The organism is Streptomyces sp. NPDC059373, from assembly GCF_042751495.1.
Classification (GTDB): Bacteria; Actinomycetota; Actinomycetes; order Streptomycetales; family Streptomycetaceae; genus Actinacidiphila.
In genome coordinates this window covers 1-20,027 of sequence record NZ_JBHYXC010000072.1, presented here as the reverse complement: position 1 = coordinate 20,027, position 20,027 = coordinate 1, and the positions used below count along the sequence as shown (strand labels likewise).

20 protein-coding genes are annotated in these 20,027 nt (G+C 70.0%); 14 read left to right on the top strand and 6 right to left on the bottom strand.

Features of this window, described 5'->3' with window-relative positions; all coding sequences use genetic code 11:
* Window positions 1–138: 138 nt before the first annotated feature.
* Window positions 139–1,020, bottom strand: a complete 882-nt coding sequence (locus ACFXJ5_RS39965) for an RNA polymerase sigma factor SigF (RefSeq protein WP_384643040.1) — start codon at window positions 1,018–1,020, stop codon at window positions 139–141.
* Between the two features lie 175 nt (window positions 1,021–1,195).
* Here ACFXJ5_RS39965 and ACFXJ5_RS39960 point away from each other — a divergent pair, with 175 nt between their 5' ends.
* The 7 genes from ACFXJ5_RS39960 (at window position 1,196) to ACFXJ5_RS39930 (ending at window position 8,068) form a co-directional block, all read left to right on the top strand.
* On the top strand, window positions 1,196–1,564 hold the full coding sequence (locus tag ACFXJ5_RS39960) for an STAS domain-containing protein (RefSeq protein ID WP_384643049.1): 369 nt from the start codon (window positions 1,196–1,198) through the stop codon (window positions 1,562–1,564).
* Between the two features lie 188 nt (window positions 1,565–1,752).
* On the top strand, window positions 1,753–2,247 hold the full coding sequence (locus ACFXJ5_RS39955) for an ATP-binding protein (protein WP_384643037.1): 495 nt from the start codon (window positions 1,753–1,755) through the stop codon (window positions 2,245–2,247).
* A gap of 174 nt (window positions 2,248–2,421) precedes the next feature.
* Window positions 2,422–3,111: an LPXTG cell wall anchor domain-containing protein gene (locus tag ACFXJ5_RS39950; protein WP_384643034.1), complete on the top strand. Its 690-nt coding sequence runs from the start codon at window positions 2,422–2,424 to the stop codon at window positions 3,109–3,111.
* A 123-nt stretch (window positions 3,112–3,234) separates the two neighbouring features.
* Window positions 3,235–4,569, top strand: coding sequence for a beta-xylosidase (locus tag ACFXJ5_RS39945; protein ID WP_384643031.1), 1,335 nt, complete (start codon window positions 3,235–3,237; stop codon window positions 4,567–4,569).
* A gap of 75 nt (window positions 4,570–4,644) precedes the next feature.
* Window positions 4,645–5,721: a WxL protein peptidoglycan domain-containing protein gene (locus ACFXJ5_RS39940; RefSeq protein WP_384643028.1), complete on the top strand. Its 1,077-nt coding sequence runs from the start codon at window positions 4,645–4,647 to the stop codon at window positions 5,719–5,721.
* A complete protein-coding gene (locus ACFXJ5_RS39935; RefSeq protein ID WP_384643025.1) occupies window positions 5,718–6,746 on the top strand; it encodes a hypothetical protein in 1,029 nt (342 codons plus the stop codon). The genes ACFXJ5_RS39940 and ACFXJ5_RS39935 overlap by 4 nt, the downstream gene beginning before the upstream one ends.
* The gene (locus ACFXJ5_RS39930) at window positions 6,743–8,068 is read left to right on the top strand and encodes a hypothetical protein (RefSeq protein WP_384643022.1); all 1,326 of its coding nucleotides are present in this window, start codon (window positions 6,743–6,745) and stop codon (window positions 8,066–8,068) included. The genes ACFXJ5_RS39935 and ACFXJ5_RS39930 overlap by 4 nt, the downstream gene beginning before the upstream one ends.
* 26 nt (window positions 8,069–8,094) lie before the next feature.
* On the opposite strand, the gene ACFXJ5_RS39925 is transcribed toward ACFXJ5_RS39930, so the two are convergent.
* Window positions 8,095–8,601 (bottom strand): DUF1203 domain-containing protein, encoded by a 507-nt coding sequence (locus tag ACFXJ5_RS39925; protein ID WP_384643019.1) that lies wholly within the window; start codon window positions 8,599–8,601, stop codon window positions 8,095–8,097.
* Between the two features lie 129 nt (window positions 8,602–8,730).
* Entirely contained in the window at window positions 8,731–10,239 is a 1,509-nt protein-coding gene (locus tag ACFXJ5_RS39920; RefSeq protein ID WP_384643016.1) for a peptide MFS transporter, read from the bottom strand.
* Between the two features lie 288 nt (window positions 10,240–10,527).
* Between ACFXJ5_RS39920 and ACFXJ5_RS39915 the strand changes: the two genes are divergently transcribed.
* Both ACFXJ5_RS39915 and ACFXJ5_RS39910 read left to right on the top strand, forming a co-directional pair.
* On the top strand, window positions 10,528–11,211 hold the full coding sequence (locus ACFXJ5_RS39915) for a response regulator transcription factor (protein WP_384643014.1): 684 nt from the start codon (window positions 10,528–10,530) through the stop codon (window positions 11,209–11,211).
* Window positions 11,212–11,322: 111 nt separating this feature from the next.
* Complete coding sequence (locus ACFXJ5_RS39910) at window positions 11,323–12,597, top strand: ATP-binding protein (RefSeq protein WP_384643011.1); 1,275 nt, start codon at window positions 11,323–11,325, stop codon at window positions 12,595–12,597.
* 4 nt (window positions 12,598–12,601) lie between these two features.
* On the opposite strand, the gene ACFXJ5_RS39905 is transcribed toward ACFXJ5_RS39910, so the two are convergent.
* Entirely contained in the window at window positions 12,602–13,126 is a 525-nt protein-coding gene (locus tag ACFXJ5_RS39905; RefSeq protein ID WP_384643008.1) for a GtrA family protein, read from the bottom strand.
* Window positions 13,127–13,235: 109 nt separating this feature from the next.
* Here ACFXJ5_RS39905 and ACFXJ5_RS39900 point away from each other — a divergent pair, with 109 nt between their 5' ends.
* Genes ACFXJ5_RS39900 through ACFXJ5_RS39890 form a run of 3 tightly spaced genes read left to right on the top strand, consistent with a single transcriptional unit; the run spans window position 13,236 to window position 16,151 of the window.
* Window positions 13,236–14,390 carry a 5-(carboxyamino)imidazole ribonucleotide synthase gene (locus tag ACFXJ5_RS39900; protein ID WP_384643005.1) on the top strand — a complete coding sequence of 385 codons (1,155 nt, stop codon included), beginning with the start codon at window positions 13,236–13,238 and terminating at the stop codon, window positions 14,388–14,390.
* Window positions 14,387–14,962 carry a 5-(carboxyamino)imidazole ribonucleotide mutase gene (gene purE / locus ACFXJ5_RS39895; RefSeq protein ID WP_384643002.1) on the top strand — a complete coding sequence of 192 codons (576 nt, stop codon included), beginning with the start codon at window positions 14,387–14,389 and terminating at the stop codon, window positions 14,960–14,962. Before ACFXJ5_RS39900 ends, purE begins: the two co-directional genes overlap by 4 nt.
* Before the next feature lie 13 nt (window positions 14,963–14,975).
* Window positions 14,976–16,151, top strand: coding sequence for a dipeptidase (locus ACFXJ5_RS39890; RefSeq protein WP_384642999.1), 1,176 nt, complete (start codon window positions 14,976–14,978; stop codon window positions 16,149–16,151).
* Window positions 16,152–16,222: 71 nt separating this feature from the next.
* On the opposite strand, the gene ACFXJ5_RS39885 is transcribed toward ACFXJ5_RS39890, so the two are convergent.
* Entirely contained in the window at window positions 16,223–16,594 is a 372-nt protein-coding gene (locus ACFXJ5_RS39885; protein WP_384643046.1) for a VOC family protein, read from the bottom strand.
* 131 nt (window positions 16,595–16,725) lie between these two features.
* Between ACFXJ5_RS39885 and ACFXJ5_RS39880 the strand changes: the two genes are divergently transcribed.
* Window positions 16,726–17,250, top strand: a complete 525-nt coding sequence (locus ACFXJ5_RS39880) for a CGNR zinc finger domain-containing protein (protein WP_384643043.1) — start codon at window positions 16,726–16,728, stop codon at window positions 17,248–17,250.
* A gap of 3 nt (window positions 17,251–17,253) precedes the next feature.
* Here ACFXJ5_RS39880 and ACFXJ5_RS39875 read toward each other — a convergent pair whose 3' ends face one another.
* Window positions 17,254–18,597, bottom strand: coding sequence for a UDP-glucose dehydrogenase family protein (locus ACFXJ5_RS39875; RefSeq protein ID WP_384642996.1), 1,344 nt, complete (start codon window positions 18,595–18,597; stop codon window positions 17,254–17,256).
* A 143-nt stretch (window positions 18,598–18,740) separates the two neighbouring features.
* Here ACFXJ5_RS39875 and ACFXJ5_RS39870 point away from each other — a divergent pair, with 143 nt between their 5' ends.
* Entirely contained in the window at window positions 18,741–19,832 is a 1,092-nt protein-coding gene (locus tag ACFXJ5_RS39870; protein ID WP_384642993.1) for an LCP family protein, read from the top strand.
* The last annotated feature ends 195 nt before the right edge of the window (window positions 19,833–20,027 follow it).

The window sequence follows — 20,027 nt, the reverse complement described above, 5'->3', positions numbered from 1 at the left end:
CAATCTCGCGCCTCTTTTTTTTTTTTTTAATTTCTCTGTGCTCGCGTCCGCGCCCCCCCCCCCCGCACCCAATCACATCCCCCCCGGCCCGCCCCCCCTCCGCCCCCCGGGCCCCCCCCGCTACGGGGTGTGACGGGCTCACTCCTCGACGAGCATGCCCCGACGCAGCCGCCCGAGGGTGCGGGTCAGCAGCCGGGACACGTGCATCTGGGAGATGCCCAGCTCCTCGCCGATCTCCGACTGCGTCATGTTGGCCACGAAGCGCAGCGACAGGATCTGCCGGTCGCGGGTCGGCAGCTCGGCGATCAGCGGCTTCAGGGACTCGACGTTCTCGATCCCCTCCAGCCCGTGGTCCTCGTAGCCGATCCGGTCGGCCAGCGCGCCCTCGGAGTCGTCCTCGTCGGGCTGGGCGTCCAGCGAGCTCGCGGTGTACGCGTTGCTCGCGCCCATGCCCTCGATCACTTCCGCCTCGCTGAGCTGCAGCTTCTCGGCCAGCTCGGCGACGGTCGGGGCGCGGTCCAGCCGCTGGGCGAGCTCGTCGCCGGCCTTGGCCAGGTCGAGCCGCAGCTCCTGCAGCCTGCGCGGAACGCGTACGGACCAGGAGGTGTCGCGGAAGAAGCGCTTGATCTCGCCGACGATGGTCGGCATCGCGAAAGTGGGGAACTCCACTCCCCGGCTCAGCTCGAAGCGGTCGATCGCCTTGATCAGGCCGATGGTGCCGACCTGGACGATGTCCTCCATGGGCTCGCTGCGCGAGCGGAACCGGGAGGCCGCGAACTTCACCAGGGCCAGATTGAGCTCAACCAGGGTGTTGCGGACATACGCGTGCTCAGATGTTCCTTCTTCCAGCACCTGAAGGCGGAGGAAGAGCGTCTTGGACAGGGCCCGTGCGTCAACCGGGTTCACCTCGTCGTAAGGAGGGATCTCGGGCAGGCCCTCCAGGCCCTCGAACCCCTCCTGATCGGTCTCAGCGGCCTCGGGTGTCGCCGACGTGGTGTGCACGTCGAGCCGGGGTGCCATGTGGTCCTCCCTCGGGTGAGCGGACATCTCAACTCAACGCCTACCCCGTTTCGGGGGGAGTTTGCAACCCGGACCGAAACAGGTCGTTCCGCTTCCACGGGCCCGACTACCGGCGGGTTACGGAAACGCGTAGGGTTCCGACGTGCGCATCGCCGAGAACCAGGAGGGGCGCGACATGGACCGCGAGGTGGTCGGCACTGCCGGCCGTGATCGGCTTGAAGTCGCGGTACGCCGCTACCCGATGAGCGCCGTCGTGACCCCGTCGGGTGAGCTTGATCACCACACCGCCGATCTGCTGCGCGAGCCGCTCGACCAGCTCGCAGATGACGGCATCCCCACCGTGGTCATCGACTGCTCCAACCTGGAATTCTGCGACTCCACCGGCCTCAACGTGCTGCTCGGTGCCCGGCTGAAGGCCGAGGCGGCGGGTGGCGGGGTGCACCTCGCGGGGATGAAGCCGACCGTGGCCCGGGTGTTCGAGATCACCGGCGCCGACGCGGTCTTCACCGTCCACGAGACCCTGGACGACGCCTTGAAGGAGTGACCGGAGAGGCCCCCTTGGCGGCTTCTTCGGCATCACACTGTTTACGTACGGCTCGGGAGGTGTCTCCCGGAGAGCTACGGGCAGGAGATGGGCGGGTAAGAAAGACCATCGGGAAGCTCTCGGAGTTTTCCGTACGTTCTCGGATATCTCGGACAACATTTGTCAGACATCGGTGAGGTGAAGCGCTGATGAGCACCACCCGGCCCTACGCGGCCGACGACCGCGGCCCGGACACGGGTGACGCGGGCGTGCCCTCAGTGCGCCAGGTCCGTCGGCTTCGGCTCACCGATGTCGCCGGCGTAGTGCCGCGCGCCCGTGACTTCACCCGGCAGGCCCTGTACGACTGGGGCTGGCTGCCGGCGGAGACGGCGGACCGCAGAGCCGCCGCCGAGGACGTCCTGCTCGTGGTGTCCGAGCTGGTCACCAATGCCTGCCTGCACGCGGGCGGCCCGGAGGAGCTGCGGGTCCACCGTTCTCCCAAGTCGCTGCGGCTCGAAGTGATCGACGGCGGTTCCGGCGATCCGTCCCCGCGCACCCCGCACCGGGCGGGGCGTCCCGGCGGGCACGGGATGTTCATCGTGCAGCGGCTGTGCCTGGACTGGGGTGTCGTACGCCAGCAGGACGGCCATCCGGGGAAGATGGTGTGGGCGGAGCTGGCCGCGCCGACGCCGAACCAGGGCTGACCGGCGGCCGATCGCCGCTCTGTTCGCCGCGCCCCTGCTCGTCCCTTTCCTGTTCGTCCCTTTTCCCTCCCTGGTTCCCCCTGCCCTTTCTCTTCCTCTCTCCTCCTCGCGGGCGTACTGTCGGGCGCCGAATCTGATACCCCGTCAGTAACTCCTGGGGGAAGGGAGACTCCCGTGCGGCACTCCATCGCCACCGCCGCCGTGGCGGCCGTCGCGGCGGTCACGGCCGTCGTCGTCGGCACCCCGGCCGCGTACGCCAATACCGTGGACGTCAACTACAACTGCAAGACCCCGATCGGGGACAAGAGCGCCGTCTCGCCGATCAACATCAGGGCCGTGAAGTCCGGTTCCGCATACAAGATCACCATGGTCTTCGAGAAGGGCGTCTCGTCCAGCCCGGTCGAGCTGGGCAAGGGCGCGATGAAGCCCAGCGCGAAGATCACCCTGGGCGGCGCCGAGAAGGGCTCGCTCAGCGTCTCGGGGCCGGCCAACGGCGCGGCCATCCCGGCCAACACCGCCATCAAGATCAATGACCTCACGGGTACGTACACCCCGTCGAAGACCGGGAAGGTCACCTTCACGGCCGGGGTGCTGACCATCAAGGCGCTCGGTACGACCACCACCTGCACCCCGGGCAACAGTCCGGGCCCGTCGCTCACCCTCGATGTGACGTCGGCCTCCGGCTCGTCCGGCGGGTCCAGCTCCTCCTCGTCGTCCTCGTCTTCGTCTTCCGGGGGTGGCGACTCGCTGCCGCAGACCGGACCGGCGGACAGCGTCGTCGCGCTCGGCACCTTCGGGGGCACGGTTGTGCTGCTCGGGGCGGGTGGCGTGCTGTGGCTGACCAGGCGCGTACGGGCCAAGTAATCTGACGATGCGTCAAATTCGGTCAAGCGTACGCATTGACTTCTCTTGATCGCCGGACCATCAATGGCCGTCGCAGGCGCGGGAATGGGACTCTGCGCCCAGAGTGTGATCAAGGGGTAGAAAATGATCGCAAGCGCACTAAGAGCAACAGGGAGACGGAGAGCGGCCGCCGTACTCGGCGCCGTCGCGCTCGCCTTCGGCGGCGGGGCTGTCCTGGCGGGCCCGGCGGCCGCGGCGACGTCCTCGTTCTCGGTCCACTGCGTGCCGCCGGCCATCTCGGGCATTCCCGAGTTCGACGGCACGACCGTGGCCGACATATCCGTGAGTGACACCACGCCTCAGGTCGGCGACACCGTCACGGTGACCTACGTACTGGACGCGCCGCTGGCCAACACCAGCACCTTCAACCTCGCCATCCCGGCGGACCAGATCACGCCCACCGTGAAGGTCCAGCTCGGCGGCGCCCAGACCGACCTGCTCACCTTCGTCGGCCCGAAGAGCAACCCGGTGATCCCGGCCGGGGCGGACTTCCCCAACTTCACCATCACCGGCACCTTCACGGTGACCGCCCCCGGCGACATCACCCTGACGCCGTCCGACTTCAACGTCCACTCCGACTACGGCATCTCCACCGACAGCCCCTGCACCGTCAACAACCCGCCCGCGCCGGTGGCCACCACCATCACCGCCACGTCGGCACCGGCGACCAACAACCGTAAGCTCACGCTGAGTTCCGGCTCCGGCGTGATCGGCGCGTCCGTCACCGTCACCGGCACCGGCTTCACCCCGGACACCGCGGTCACCGTCGTCGGTGTCCAGGGCTCGGACGCGACCGGCGAGTACACCGCGGCCACGACCGACTCCTCGGGCGGCTTCACGGCGGCCCTGGCCGTCAGCGATCTGGACACCACCGGCATCCTCGCCTTCGAGGGCACGACGTACGACGCGTCGACGGCCGCCGGACCGATCGCGTACAGCGTCATCGACAACAGCCCGCCGCCGCCCGGCAGTCAGAAGCTCACCGCGACCGTCAAGAGCGGCACGCTGTCCATGACGCAGGCCGGCGACACCGTCGAGATGACGGCCGTCGACGCGAGCGGCAGCGTCGCGCACTCCACCGGCGCGCTCAACGCCGTCACCGTCAAGGACTACCGGGCCGGCTCCACCGGCTGGTCCCTCACCGCCAAGGCCACCGACTTCGACGGCCCCGGCAGTGCGGTCATCAGCGCCGACGCCCTGAGCTGGACGCCGTCCTGCAGCACGGCGGCCGGCAGCCCCAGCACCTGTGTCGCCGGCTCGGCCGGGCCCATCGGTACGGCGGGCGCCACGCTGGCCTCGGCACCCGACGGGACGCTCACCGGCGGTGAGTTCACGGCGGGCGCGGACCTCGATCTCGCGGTCCCGGCATTCTCCGCCGCAGGAACCTACTCCTCGGTCTTGACCCTGACCCTTACCTGACGCACAGTCAGATAGCTCGGGTGGGCCGGTCGCTGCGGACCGGCCCGTCCGGCACCACGAGAGAGGGAGCCGAGGATGGCCAGAGTCAGAGCGAAGGCGTACGCAGCACTGCTCACGGCAGCCGCCCTGCTCGGCCTGGGCATCGCCCCTGCGTCGTACGCGGCGACCCCCACCGCCGCTCCTCAGGCCGACAACGGCCGCTGGTCCGTCTTCCCCGCCCCCGCCGCCGGCAAGAAGGACAAGAGCCCCACCGCCCAGGAACGCTCCTTCTTCACCCTGCAGGGCGACCCCGGCACCGTACTCAAGGACAAGGTCTCCGTCTCCAACCTCTCCTCCGAGCCCATGACCTTCACCCTCTACGGCGCCGACGCCTACAACACCCCGCGCGACGGCGGCTTCGCGGTACGCGGCACCGACGAGAAGATGACCGACCTCGGCTCCTGGGTCACCCTCGCCGCCTCCACGGTCAAGATCCCGGCCCGCACCCGCGCCGACATCCCCTTCACCGTCACCATCCCCGCGGACGCCACCCCCGGCGACCACCCCGGCGCGATCGTCGCCCTCGACACCCAGGTGGACAAGGCGAAGGGCAATGTCGCCGTCGGCGTACGCAGGGCCGTCGGGGCCCGCGTCTACCTGAAGGTCAGCGGGCCCACCCTCCCGGCGATGTCGGTCGAGCACATCACCGTGACCCACGGCCAGCCACTGATCCCCGGCACCGGTGACTCGACCGCCACCGTCTCGTACACCCTCGTCAACCGGGGCAACGTCTCCCTGACCCCCCGCGTGGCCTTCACCGCCGAGGGCCTCTTCGGCCGCACCCTCCTCACCCGCAAGGCCAGGACCCTGCCGCTGGAACTGCTGCCCGGCCAGAGCGTCACCCTCACCGAACGCTGGGCGCACGCCCCCCAATTCGACCGCGTCAGCCTGAGGTTGACCGCCACCAGCGCCCGCGGCGACCTCAGCGAGACCGGCTCCGTCCACTTCCTGGCCGTCCCCTGGCTGGTGGCGGGCGCGGTGCTGTTGGTGCTCGCCGCGCTAGTGGCCTGGCTCGTACGGCGCGTACGGCGGCGCGGACAGCGGGAACCCGCAGCCGAGGAACCCGTGGAAACGGCCACCCTCGAAGCCATCCTGGGGAGCGGTAAGGCGTGAGGTACGTACGCATCCTTCTGGCAGCGGCCCTGCTCGGCGCCTCCCTGCTCCTCCCGGGCACGGCGGGCGTGGCCGCCGCCGATACGACGCCCACGGTCGCCGTCTCCCCGAAGCAGGCCGGCGCGGGCGGCGACATCACCGTCACCGGCAAGGGCTGGAAGCCGGGCACCCTGCTCACGCTGCTGATCTGCGGCCAGAACGCGATCGGCGGCACCAACTCCTGCGCCAACTCCAGCGGCCGGGCTGTCACCACCGACGCCAGGGGCGCCTTCAAGCGCAAGCTGCCCGTGGCCGAGCCGCCCAAGCCCTGCCCCTGCGTCGTGCACGTCGCCACCGTCATGGGCGACTCCGTCGCGGTCGACGCGGCCTTCGTGGTCGCCGGCCACCCGGTCGCCGCGTTGCCCAAGCAGACGACCGGCGGCCGCCTCGCCGTCCTCACCGCCCGCCTCGAAGGCTCCGGCGGGCTTCTGACGTGGTTCGGGGCGCCGCCGCAGCGCCAACTCGTCATCACCGTCGGCAATCTCGGCTCCGCCCCGGCCAAGGACCCCGTCTTCCAGGTCGGCACCGCCCACGGCGTGTTCGCCCCCCAGTGGGAGGAGCAGGCCTGGCAGGGCACCGTACCGTCCGGCAGGAAGCAGCAGATCAAGCTGCCGGTCGAACTGGCGGCCGGCGCTCACGGCGACTACACGGTCTCGCTCAAGTACGGCGGCAAGATCCTGGTCACCGAGCCCTGGCCCGTCTCCCGGCCCTGGGGCGTGACCCTGTTCTGGATCCTGCTCTGCGTCGTGGTGCCGTCCGCCCTCTTCCGCATCGGCATGGCCGTCGTCGACCGGCTCCGCCCGCGCTCCGGGCCCGGCCCTCGCGGGGCGCACCGGCCGCAGCGGCAGCCGGTGCCCGCGACCGCGCCGCCCGCGCCCGTGTCCGCGCCGAACGGCGCCCCCACACTTCCCTGGTTCACGCCTGGTGTCCTGTCGCAGCCGCCGACGCCGAGCGACGACGTACAACGAAAGGAACCTCGCTCGTGACCACTCGACGTACCCGCGCCGTGCGAGCCGTCGGCGCGATCCTCATGCTGGGCGGCGCCTCCGTCCTGGCGACCGCCGCCCCCGCCCTGGCCGCCGAAGTCTCGTACGCCACCAAGTGCACCCCGCCCGCCGCCTCCGGCCTCGACCCGATCAACGGCACCACCAAGGCCGACGTCACCGCCCCGGCCACCGCCAAGGTCGGCGACGAGGTCACCGTGACCTGGAAGTTCACCCAGGCCGCCTCCAAGAACCCCGACCTCATCGACCTCGGCGCCAACACCGTCCAGCCCTCCGGCAAGGTCACGGTCGCCGGCGCCCAGACCGGCACCGTCGAGATGCAGGGCCCCCGCGAGAACCCCGCCATCCCCAAGGGCGGCGACATGGTGCTCTCCGACATGACCGGCACCTTCAAGCTCACGGCCGCCGGTGACGTCACCCTCACCCCGGGCGCCTACACGATCAACGCCTACTCGACGGACACCCAGTGCGTGCCGACCGAGACCGTCCCGGTCGCCGCGACCATCGCGGTGACGGCCGGGGACGGCTCCAGTTCCTCGGCCAGCGCTTCGGCGAGCGCCTCCGCCAGCACGTCGGCCAGCGCCACAGCGAGCGCCACGGCAACGGAGTCGGCGAGCGCGACAGCCAGCGCCACGGCCACCCCCTCCAGCACGGTCACCGGCGGCGACCCTGTCGGCACCACGTACCCCGGCAAACAGGTCTCCGTGCCGTACGCCTGCACGACGCTCATCGGCGACCAGTCCGCCACCGCCAAGATCACCATCAACGCCGTGAAGACCAGTGGCGGTTACGACCTCACGACCAAATACGCCGGCAGCATGATGAACAGCCCCAGCGCCATCTCCAAGGGCATGATCACGCCCAGCATGAAGATCAAGCTCGGCGGCGCCCAGACCGGCACCGTCGACGTCACCGGCCCGCCCAACACCAAGGCCTTCGCCCAGGGCGACCCCATCACCATCGACGACCTCACCGGCGCCTACGCCCCCACCGCCACCGGCAAGGTCACCCTCGCCCCCGGCGTGCTGACCATCAAGCTCACCTCCGGCGGCACCGTCGTCGCCACCTGCACCCCCTCCACCACCGCCGTCTCCCTCACCCTCGACACCACCCCGGGCACCGGCACCAGCGGCGGCTCCACCTCCGGAGGCACCTCGGGCACCTCCGGCACGTCCGGTGACCTGGCCGCCACCGGTGCCTCCAACACCGGCGCCCTCCACGCCCTCGCCCTCGTCGCCGGCACCGTCCTCCTCCTCGGCGGCGCCGTCTTCACCTTCACCCCCTGGCAGCGCCTCCGCCGCTGACCGTGTCCGGCAGGACCCGCCGGACGTCACCTCCGGCGGGTCTCCAGGAGGAAGCAGCCGAACTCGACCGCTCGCAGGTGCACCGCCGCCACCGCCGGGTCGCGGTAGAGCTCCTCCAGCTCCTCCTCGATCGTGGGACGGCCGGCGCCCCCCTCGACGTACCGGCCCCGCAGGATCCGGCCGTCCGCGGTGTACGCCCGGAGTACCCGGCGGTCTCCCCGCATGTCCGCCGGGAAGCCGGAGCCGGTCGGCCCGCCGCAGTCCTCGGCGTGGACGAAGACCGGACCCACCTCGCTGTACGGGCCGGGGGCGGCGCCGGTCTCCTCGGCCCAGCGGCGCAGCGGCGCGTAGGACGCCAGGGCGACAGTCTCCCCGGGCTTGCTCCGCCCGAAGCAGCACCGCAGCGGACTGCCGCCCTCCTCGTCGACGACCAGCTGCGGGCGGTTTCCCGCGTCGTCGTGGTCCCGCAGCTTCCGCAGGACGTCCGGTGCGATGGCTCGGATCTCGTAACGCGTCTTCTCCATGTGATCCATGCGCTCCATGCTGTCGTCGGGCCGTCCGCGGTGCTGGCGGGAAACGGACGTCGCACTCGCCCCCACATCGACGAAGGGGCCCCGGAGCGCTGTCGCTCCGGGGCCCCTCTGCAGCTCGGGGAAGAGACGTCAGTGGACGTCGCCCATCAGGTTGATGACCTTCCGGCGGTACATCACGAAGGCGAAGCCTGCGAGGAGTGCCACCGCGCCCTGGACCGCGAAGGCGGTCTCGGAGAGGAAGGCGTCACCGATGACCAGCTGGAGGACGGCCGCGACGCAGTCGCCCGCCGTCACGGCGAGGAAGAACAGGCCCATCATCTGGCTGGCGTACTTGGCCGGGGCCAGCTTGGTGGTGACCGAGAGGCCGACCGGGGACAGGCACAGCTCCGCGACGGTCTGGATCAGGTAGACCATGGTCAGCCACATCGGGGAGACCTTGGTGTCGCCGGAGGCGGCGGCCTGGGCCAGCATCATCACCACGAAGGAAGCGCCGATGCCGATGAGGCCGTACGCGAACTTGACCGTCGTGCTCGGGTTCCTACGGCCCAGCTTCATCCACACCGCGGCGAAGACCGGGGCGAGGGCCATCACGAACAGCGGGTTCAGGGACTGGAACCAGCTCTCCGGGAAGCCGAAGCCGAAGAGCTTCGAGGAGGTGTGGTCGGACGCGAAGACCGTCAGGGTCGAGCCGGACTGGTCGTAGATCATCCAGAACAGGGCAGCGACGATGAAGAACCAGATGAAGCCGGTCACCTTCGACTTCTCGTCAACCGTCAGGTCGGTGTCCCGGCGGATGCGGGCGAAGTAGTACGCCGGCAGGGCAAGGCCCACCAGCGACAGCGGCCACAGCACCCAGTTGATGGTGAAGTGCCCGGTGAAGGTGACGACGCCGTAGAAGGCGACGGCGGCGACCAGCCACACCAGCGCCTTCTTGAGCAGCGTGGCGCGCTCGGCGGCGGCCAGCGGGGTCGGGACGACGCTGCTGACCGGGGCGAGGTGCTTGGTGCCGAGCAGGAACTGGCCGAGGCCCAGGGCCATGCCGACGCCGGCGAGGGCGAAGCCCAGGTGCCAGTTGACGGTCTGGCCGACGGTGCCGATCACCAGCGGGGCCAGGAAGGCACCGAGGTTGATGCCCATGTAGAAGATGGTGAAGCCGCCGTCACGACGCGGGTCGTTGCGGTCCGGGTAGAGCTGGCCGACCATCGTGGAGATGTTGGACTTCAGCAGGCCGGAGCCGACGGCGATGAAGACCAGGCCGATGAAGAAGGACGGCTTGGCCGGCACGGCCAGCAGGAAGTGGCCGGTCATGATGATCGCGCCGCCGATGGCGACGGTCTTGCGCGGGCCCCACAGGCGGTCGGCGAACCAGCCGCCCGGCATCGCCAGGAGGTACACCGTCGCGGTGTAGACGCTGTAGATGGCACCGGCCGTGGCGGCCTTCATGCCCAGGCCGCCGTCCGCGACCGAGGCCGTCAGATAGAGGACCAGAAGAGCCCTCATGCCGTAGTAGCTGAATCGCTCCCACGTCTCGGTCATGAACAGAGTGGCCAGTCCGCGGGGGTGGCCGAAGAAGGTCTTGCCGCCGGCGGCAGGGGTGTCCTGCGTGAGGGCAGCGTCCTTCGTCAGGCTGGACGCCATTGGTCGATCCTTGCTTGCGGGTGGGGAGAGGCGCAGGGGGGGTATACGCCCGGTCGTTCATGCTGGTGGGTACCAGCCCCGTCACAGCAGGGGCCTTCGGCGCGTCGTGCGTGCCAAAGGTCCCGGCGGGCTGTTACGGGCTTTTACGTACTGTATGGCAGTCCGACATGTGGTATGGCATGACTTGAGACGTACCTCACAGGGCGTGACCCAGCCATAAGTCTGGTCCTATAGCAGGTCGCAGCCCTGCCCGCCTCGCGGGCTTCCCGTGCGGACTACCATCAGCGCATGACCCGCGTACTGCTAGCCGAGGACGACGCATCCATCTCGGAACCGCTCGCACGCGCTCTGCGCCGCGAGGGCTACGAGGTCGAGGTGCGCGAGGACGGCCCCACCGCTCTAGAAGCCGGCCTGCTGGGCGCCTTCGACCTGCTGGTGCTCGACCTGGGGCTGCCCGGTATCGACGGCCTGGAGGTGTGCAGGCGACTGCGCACCGAAGGCCACGGCTTCCCGGTCCTGGTGCTCACCGCCCGTGCCGACGAGGTCGACACCGTGGTCGGCCTGGACGCCGGTGCCGACGATTACGTGACCAAGCCCTTCCGGCTGGCCGAGCTGCTCGCCCGGGTGCGGGCGCTGCTGCGGCGCGGCCAGACCGAGGGCGGCAGCACCCCGCCGCCGTCCACCCAGGGCGTACGGATCGACGTCGAGTCGCACCGCGCCTGGATGGGCGACGAGGAACTCCAGCTCACCGCCAAGGAGTTCGACCTGCTCCGGGTCCTGGTCCGGGACGCGGGCCGGGTGGTCACGCGCGAGCAGCTGATGCGCGAGGTCTGGGACACGACGTGGTGGTCGTCGACCAAGACCCTCGACATGCACATCTCCTGGCTGCGCAAGAAACTCGGCGACGACGCCGCCGCACCGCGCTACATCTCCACGGTGCGCGGCGTGGGCTTCCGCTTCGAGAAGAACTGAGGCCCTGCCGGGCAGGCAACCGGTGACCGGGGCACCGTGCGCTCGCACCGGTGCCCCGCATCGCGTCGCGGTGCGGCATCCTGAATGTGTCGTCCCTGCCCGGAGGGCAAATTGCGCCGCCGTCTGATTACCTCCACGCTCGCCGTGGTGCTTGTCGTCATCGCCGTCTTCGGGGTCTCGCTCGTCATCGTCGAGGCCCGGACGATCGAGAACAGCGCCAAGGAGAGCGTTGACTCGGAGGCGGTGCGGCTCGCCAGCATCGTCGAGAACCGCCTGCTCGGCGGCGAGAAGGTCAACCGGCAGGCGCTGGCGCAGCAGATCGCGCCCGACCGCTACGGGCTCGTGGAGATCCCCGGCAACGATCCCATCGAGCTGGGCACCCGCCCCAGCGGCAAGGTGATCGCCTCCACCCAGAAGGGCGAGCACGGCGAGACCGTCACCGTCGAGGAGTCGCGGCGCCATGTCAGCGACGAGATCGGCCGTACGCTCCTGATCATCCTGGCTGTCGCGCTGCTCGCCGTACTGGCCGCCGTCATCCTCGCCGTCAGACAGGCCCGGCGGCTCGGCAGCCCCCTCATCGACCTCGCCGAGACCGCAGAACGCCTCGGCTCCGGCGACCCCAGGCCCCGGCACCGCCGCTACGGGGTGCCCGAGCTGGACCGGGTCGCCGACGTGCTCGACTCCAGCGCCGAGCGGATCGCCCGGATGCTCACCGCCGAGCGGCGGCTCGCGGCGGACGCCTCGCACCAGCTGCGTACGCCCCTCACGGCGCTCAGCATGCGGCTGGAGGAGATCATCGCCACCGCCGACGAGCAGGAGACGGTCAAGGAGGAGGCCACCATCGCCCTCGGCCAGGTCGAGCGGCTGACCGACGTCGTCCAGCGGCTGCTGACCAATGCCCGCGACCCGCGCACCGGCTCGGCCGTCGACTTCGACCTGGACGAGGTCATCAAGCAGCAGGTCGAGGAGTGGCGCCCCGCCTATCGCAACGAGGGCCGCACCATCACCACCGCCGGTACGAAGCGGCTGCGCGCCGTCGGCACCCCGGGCGCCGTCGCCCAGGTCCTGGCCACGCTGATCGAGAACGGGCTCATGCACGGCGCCGGCACCGTCAACATCTCCACCCGCGTCACCGGCAACCAGGCCGTGGTCGAGGTCACGGACGAGGGCCAGGGCGTCCCGCCGGAACTGGGCTCCAGGGTCTTCGAGCGCACGGTCAGCGGCCGTAACTCCACGGGTATCGGCCTGGCGGTCGCCCGCGACCTCGCCGAGGCGGACGGCGGCCGTCTGGAGCTCCTGCAGCAGCGTCCGCCGGTCTTCGCGCTCTTCCTCGCCCGTGAGGGCGACGTCCCAGGCCCGCCTTTCAAACGCGGGTCAGCGGTTTAGGGCCCTAGCGGCGGGTGGTCTCCGGCGCGGCATCGTCCGCCAGGAACGATTCTGCTTGCTCCAGCGCATCGCGCGCCGGCAGGGCCTTGAAGACCCAGCTGCGGTAGGACCAGAAGCGGAAGAGGGTGGCGACACCGATACCGGCGAACTTCGCGATGTTGCTCTGCAGCGAGCTGTCCCAGCCCATCCCGTACGTCACCGCGTAGAGCACGCCGTTCTCGATGACGAGCCCGATCGCGCTGAAGAAGAGGAAGAGACCGAGCTCCTTGGTACGCCCGGTCTTCTCCCGGTCACGGTACGTGAAATACCGGAAGCCGACGTAATTGAAGGCGATCGACACCACCGTTGCGACGATGCTGGCCCGGACGACCTGCAGATTGGTGGCGTGGCGGACCAGGTTGAAGACCGCGATATTCACGAGGACACCTACGCCGCCGACGGCGCCGAACTTGGCGACCTCGCGGTATATCCCCTTGATACGGCCCGAAAGCCCTGTCGGGCGGGCGTGCAGCCCGGTCGATCCGCCCATGGTGATCGTTCGGTCCCGTCCGTAGTGTCGGCATTCATCGGTGCACTTCATGCTAACCGGGGGTCCGGGTACCCGACGGTCCGAGCGGTAATCGTGCGCCGATATCCTTGTGACTGTGACATTCCCGGTAGTCGGCATGATCGGCGGCGGCCAGCTCGCTCGTATGACCCACGAGGCTGGTATCCCGCTCGGCATCAGGTTCAAGCTCCTCAGCGACACCCCGCTCGATTCGGCGGCCCTGGTGGCGGGTGAGGTCGTCGTCGGCGACTACCGCGACCTGGAGACCCTGCGCGCCTTCGCGGAGGGGTGTGACGTCATCACCTTCGACCACGAGCACGTGCCCACCGAGCACCTACGGGCCCTGGAGGCCGACGGCATCGCCGTCCGCCCGGGGCCGGACGCCCTGGTGCATGCGCAGGACAAGGGCGTGATGCGGGCGCGGCTCGACGAGATCGGAGTGCCTTCGCCGAGGCACCGGATTGTAGACAACCCGGCCGATGTGACCGCCTTCGCGGCGGAGGGCCCCGCCGGGAGCGGCTTCCCCGTCATCCTCAAGACCGTGCGCGGCGGCTACGACGGCAAGGGCGTGTGGGTCGTACGCAGCGAGGCGGACGCGGTCGAGCCCTTCCGGGCAGGCGTTCCGGTGCTCGCCGAGGAGAAGGTCGACTTCGTACGGGAGCTGGCGGCGAACGTCGTACGGTCCCCGCACGGGCAGGCCGTCGCCTATCCGGTGGTGGAGTCGGTGCAGGTCGACGGGGTGTGCGACACCGTGATCGCCCCTGCGCCGGGCCTGGGCGCCGACGTGTCCGCCCGCGCCCAGCAGCTCGCGCTGACCATCGCCAAGGAGCTGGGTGTCACCGGCCACCTCGCGGTCGAGCTCTTCGAGACCCGCGACGGCCGGATCCTGGTGAACGAGCTGGCCATGCGCCCCCACAACAGCGGCCACTGGACCCAGGACGGGGCCGTCACCTCCCAGTTCGCCAACCACCTGCGCGCCGTGCTCGACCTGCCGCTCGGCGACCCCCGCCCGCGCGCCAGGTGGACCGTCATGGCCAACGTCCTCGGCGGCGACTACCCGGACATGTACCAGGGCTTCCTGCACTGCATGGCCCGCGACCCGCAGCTCAAGATCCACATGTACGGCAAGGACGTGAAGCCCGGCCGCAAGGTCGGCCACGTCAACACCTACGGCGACGACCTCGACGCGGTGCGTGAGCGCGCCCGCCACGCCGCCGACTACCTGCGAGGAACGATCACCGAATGAGCGCCCACCCGTCGCCCGACCACCACCCCTCATCGAGCGCTGACGCGCGCCCCCTCCCATTGGTCGGCATCGTGATGGGCTCGGACTCCGACTGGACGGTCATGGAGGCCGCCGCGCAGGTACTCGACGAGTTCGAGGTCGCGTACGAGGTCGACGTCCTGTCCGCACACCGCATGCCGCGCGAAATGGTCGCCTACGGCGAGCAGGCCGCCGACCGCGGCCTCAAGACGATCATCGCCGGGGCCGGTGGCGCCGCCCACCTGCCCGGCATGCTCGCCTCCGTCACCCCGCTGCCGGTGATCGGCGTCCCGGTGCCGCTGAAGTACCTGGACGGCATGGACTCACTGCTGTCCATCGTCCAGATGCCGGCCGGCGTGCCCGTCGCCACGGTGTCGGTCGCCGGCGCACGCAACGCCGGGCTGCTCGCCGTTCGTATCCTCGCCGCCCACGACGGCGAACTCCTCACCCGCATGCGGGCCTTCCAGGACGAGCTCAACGAGCAGGCCACGGAGAAGGGCAAGCGTCTGCGTGCCAAGGTGGAGGGCAGCAACGGATTCGGCTTCGGAAAGTAGAAGGTAGGCATCGATGGATCTGCTCGCCCGTGCCCATGAGCTCCTGGCCGAACACCCCGTCGTGGACGGCCACAACGACCTCCCCTGGGCACTGCGCGAGCAGGTCCGCTACGACCTCGACGCCCGCGACATCGCCACCGACCAGTCCGCGCACCTCCACACCGACCTCCCCCGCCTGCGGTCCGGCGGCGTCGGCGCACAGTTCTGGTCCGTGTACGTACGGTCCGACTTCGCCGGCGACAAGGCCGTCACCGCCGTCCTGGAGCAGATCGACTGCGTGCGCCGGCTGGTCGACCGCTACCCGGCCGACCTCCGGCTCGCCGTCACCGCCGACGACATGGAAGCGGCGCGCGCCGAGGGCCGTATCGCCTCCCTCATGGGCGCCGAGGGCGGCCACAGCATCAACAACTCCATGGGCGTGCTGCGCGGGCTCCACGAGCTCGGCGTCCGCTACATGACCCTCACCCACAACGACACCATCGACTGGGCCGACTCCGCCACGGACACCCCCCGGCACGGAGGACTGAACTCCTTCGGCGTCGAGGTCGTCCGCGAGATGAACCGCCTCGGCATGCTCGTCGACCTCTCGCACGTCTCGCCCGACACCATGCGGGACGCCCTGCGGGTGAGCGAGGCGCCGGTCGTCTTCTCGCACTCGTCGTCCCGGGCCGTGTGCGACCACGTACGGAACATCCCGGACGACGTGCTGGAGTTGCTGCCCCGCAACGGGGGAGTGGCGATGGCCACCTTCGTGCCCAAGTTCATCCTGCCGGCCGCGATCGAATGGACCCGCCGCGCCGACGAGAACATGGAGGCCCACGGCTTCCACCACCTCGAAACCACCGCCGAGGCCATGAAGGTCCACGAGGCCTTCGAGGCCGAGCACCCCCGCCCCGTCGCCACCGCCTCCACCGTCGCCGACCACCTCGACCACATGCGCTCCGTCGCCGGCATCGACCACATCGGCATCGGCGGCGACTTCGACGGCACCGCCTTCGTCCCCTCCGGCCTCGACGACGTCTCCGGCTACCCCAACCTCATCGCCGAACTCCTCCGCCGCGGCTGGTCCGACCCCGACCTCGCGAAGCTCACCTGGGGCAACGCGGTCCGCGTCCTCCGCAACGCGGAAGCGTCCGCTGCCGCGATCCGGACCACCCGAGGCCCGTCCAACGCGACGCTGGACGCGTAGCCCCTCCCTCCGGGTTGTGGGTAGGCCGCTCGCCTCAGGCGGAGGGCCTACCCCCAACCCGGGGGAGAGAGTCAGCCGGCGCAGAGGCAGAAGGGATGCCCGGCGGGATCCGCGAAGACGCGCCAGCTCCGCTGGCCGGCACCGTCGTCCAGCAGGGTGGCACCCAGCGCCAGTACCTCCTCCTGCGCGGCGTCCAGGTCGTCCACCGTGATGTCGAGATGGAACTGCTGGGGCCGCTCGGGGTCGGGCCAGCGCGGCGCCCGTAGTTGGGGTGCCTGCTGGAAGGACAGGTTGGAGCCGTCCTCGCGGACGAGGTCGACCCAGTCGTCGCCGTCGGCGCTGACGCCGTTGACCTTGCCGCCGACCAGGGCGGCGTAGAAGGCGGCGAGGCCCTGGGGGTCGGGACAGTCCAGGACGACGGTGCCCAGTTTGCCGATCACGATGTGGCTGCCTCTCTGCTGTTACCGCTTACGAGTGTCATCAGGTAACCGTTACCTCATGATGTCGCCATGCCGGTAACCTGGCAAGGGTGAATCAGCCCGGCGAACGCGCCCCCGCCCCCGAGCCACTCCGCATGGCCCAGGACCTGGCGAACACCGTCGACCTGGAAGACGCGGAGGAAGACCCGGAAAGCGACCAGCTGCGCACCCTCGACGGTCTGGCGGGCTTCGCCCGGGCCCACGGCATCCACGGCCTGACCTTCGACGCGGACGACCTCGCCGACGCCCGCGAGCTGCGCGAGGCCCTGCGCGACGCCTGCCAGGCCCACACCGGTGCCGATGTCCCGGCCGCCTCGGCAGCCGCTCTCGACCGGATGCTGGCCCGCGCCCCGCTCGTCCTCGCCGTCGACACCCACGGAGCCGCCACCCTGCGCCCCGCCCCCGGGCTCACCGGCGCGGCCGGGCTCACCGCCCGTATCGCCGCCGGGATCGCCACCGCCGCCGCCGACGGAACCTGGGCACGGCTCAAGGCCTGCGAGGCGCACAGCTGCCGCTGGGTGTACTACGACCGCAGCCCGGCGGGCCGCAGCCGCTGGTGCACGATGGCCATCTGCGGCAGCCGCGCCAAGATGCGGGCCTACCGGAGCCGGGGAACGTAAGGGCTACGCGTTCGGGCGGCCCATCGCCCGGTACGTCCAGCCGGCCTTGCGCCACAGCTCGGCGTTCAGCGCGTTGCGGCCGTCGATGACATGCCGCAGTGCGGTGACCTCGCCCAGCTCCGCAGGGTCCAGCTCGCGGAACTCACGCCACTCGGTGAGGTGCAGGACGACCTCCGCCCCGCGCACCGCGTCCAGCGCGGTCGGGGCGTAGCCGAGGGTCGGGAAGAGCTTGCGGGCGTTGTCCATGGCCTTCGGGTCGTAGACCGTGACCTGGCCGCCCTGGAGGTGGATCTGCCCGGCGACGTTGAGCGCGGGGGAGTCCCGCACGTCGTCGGAGTCCGGCTTGAAGGCCGCGCCGAGCACACCGATCCGCTTGCCCAGGAAGCCGGCCGGGCCGCAGGCCTCGCGGGCCAGCTCGACCATGTGGCCGCGCCGGCGCATGTTGATGGAGTCGACCTCGCGCAGGAAGGTCAGCGCCTGGTCGGCTCCCAGCTCGCCGGCCCTTGCCATGAAGGCGCGGATGTCCTTGGGCAGGCAGCCGCCGCCGAAGCCGATGCCGGCCCGCAGGAACTTGTGGCCGATCCGCTCGTCATGCCCGATGGCCTCCGCCAGCTTCGCGACGTCGCCGCCGGCCGCCTCGCTGACCTCGGCCATCGCGTTGATGAAGGAGATCTTCGTGGCGAGGAAGGCGTTGGCCGCCGCCTTGACCAGTTCAGCGGTCGGATAGTCGGCCACCACGAAGGGCGTGCCTTCTGCGACGGGTGTCGCGTAAACCTCGCGCAGCAGCTTCTCCGCCCGCTCCGAGGCGACGCCCACCACCAGCCGGTCCGGGTGCAGGGTGTCCTGCACCGCGAAGCCCTCCCGCAGGAACTCCGGGTTCCACGCCAGTTCCGCCTGCTCACCGGCCGGCGCCAGCTCCGCGAGCCGGGCGGCCAGCCGCGCCGCGCTGCCCACCGGGACGGTCGACTTGCCGACCACCAGCGTGGGCCGGGTGAGGTGCGGGGCGAGCAGATCAAAGGCGCTGTTGACGTAGCTCATGTCGCACGCGTACTCCCCATGCTTCTGCGGGGTGTTGACGCATACGAAGTGCACGTCGCCGAATTCCGCGACCTCTTCCCACGATGTGGTGAACCGCAGCCGCCCGCTCGACCCCTCGATCCCGGCGACGTGCCGGGCCAGCAGCTCCTCAAGCCCCGGCTCGTACATCGGGACCTTGCCCGCCGACAGCATCGCGACCTTCTCGGGCACGACGTCGAGGCCGAGCACCTCGAACCCGAGTTCCGCCATGGCGGCGGCATGGGTGGCACCGAGGTAGCCGGTACCGATCACGGTCAGCTTGAGCGCCATCTGTAAGGGTCCCTCTCCGGTGGGCTGCGGATGCCGAGCATATCGGGGGTCTCAATCCGGGAAAGTCCGGGTGTGGAGGAGGTGTGAAGGCGACAATACGCACAGGTGAACGCGCGGGGAGCGCGATGGGAGAGGTGGGGGCTATGACTCAGGCTGACGTGGAGCCCGGCAGACCGGACACACCGGACACGCCGGATGCATCCGAAGGAGTGGATGCGGTAGACGCGGCGGAAGCACCGTCGAAGAACGACCGGGCCGCGCGCAGACGCCGCCGAACCCGGCGCGTGCTGATCGGGGCCCTGACGCTGCTCCTGGTCGGCGTCGGCGGAATAGCCGGCACCGGCTGGTGGGCCGTCGAGCACTACACCGGGAAGGTCAGCCGGATCCCGAACGCGTTCCCGACCGATGTCCCGGCCAGTGCCCAGCCCAAGGACACCAAGGGTGGCGAAACCTTCCTGCTCGTCGGCGTCGACCGGCGCTCCGACCTGCCGACCACCGGCAAGGACGCCAAGGTCTCCGACTGGAAGTACGGCGCCCAGCGCAGCGACACGATGATGCTGGTGCACATCCCGGCCAACCACAAGAACACCTACGTCGTCTCGCTCCCGCGCGACAGCTGGGTCTCCATCCCCGGTCACGGCACGGCCAAGCTCAACGCCGCGTTCTCCTGGGGCGGCTCACCGCTGCTCATCGACACGGTCCAGCGGCTGACCGACGTCAAGATCGACCACCTCGCCGTCATCGACTGGAGCGGCTTCAAGGCCCTCACCGACTCGGTCGGCGGCGTCACCCTCGGCGGCAAACACATGAACGGCGAGCAGGCTCTCACGTACGTACGTGAGCGCTACCACCTGCCGCGCGGCGACTTCGACCGCACCCACCGCCAGCAGGCCTTCCTCCGTGCGGTGATCGCCAAGACGCTCACCCCCTCCACCTTCTCCAGCCCGCTCAAGGCCAAGAGGCTGCTGGACCAGGTCACCAACACCGTCAGCGTCGACGACCAGCTGTCCGACAGTGACCTGCGGGACCTGCTGTGGAGCATGAAGGGCGTGCGCTCGGGCGACATGGTCTTCATGAACGCCCCCGTCACCGGCACCGACATGATCAAGGGCCAGTCGGTGGTCCTCCTCGACGAGAACGGCACCTCCCAGCTGTGGGAAGCCATGACCAACGACACCATGGCCGACTACATCGCCACCCACTCCGTGGACAAGCTGGGCGCGACCACGCCGTAAGCAACATCACGTGTGCTCAGGTAGCTCGGGAAGCATAAAATCAGAGAGTTACTTAACAGTAGTTAGCATCCAGGGGAGTGAGCAGCGTGGCGGGCTCGACCGATTTCGACCTCTTCCGCACCTCGGAGGAGCACGACATGCTCCGTGACGCGGTGCGCTCGCTCGCTGAGGCGAAGATCGCGCCCTTCGCGGCCG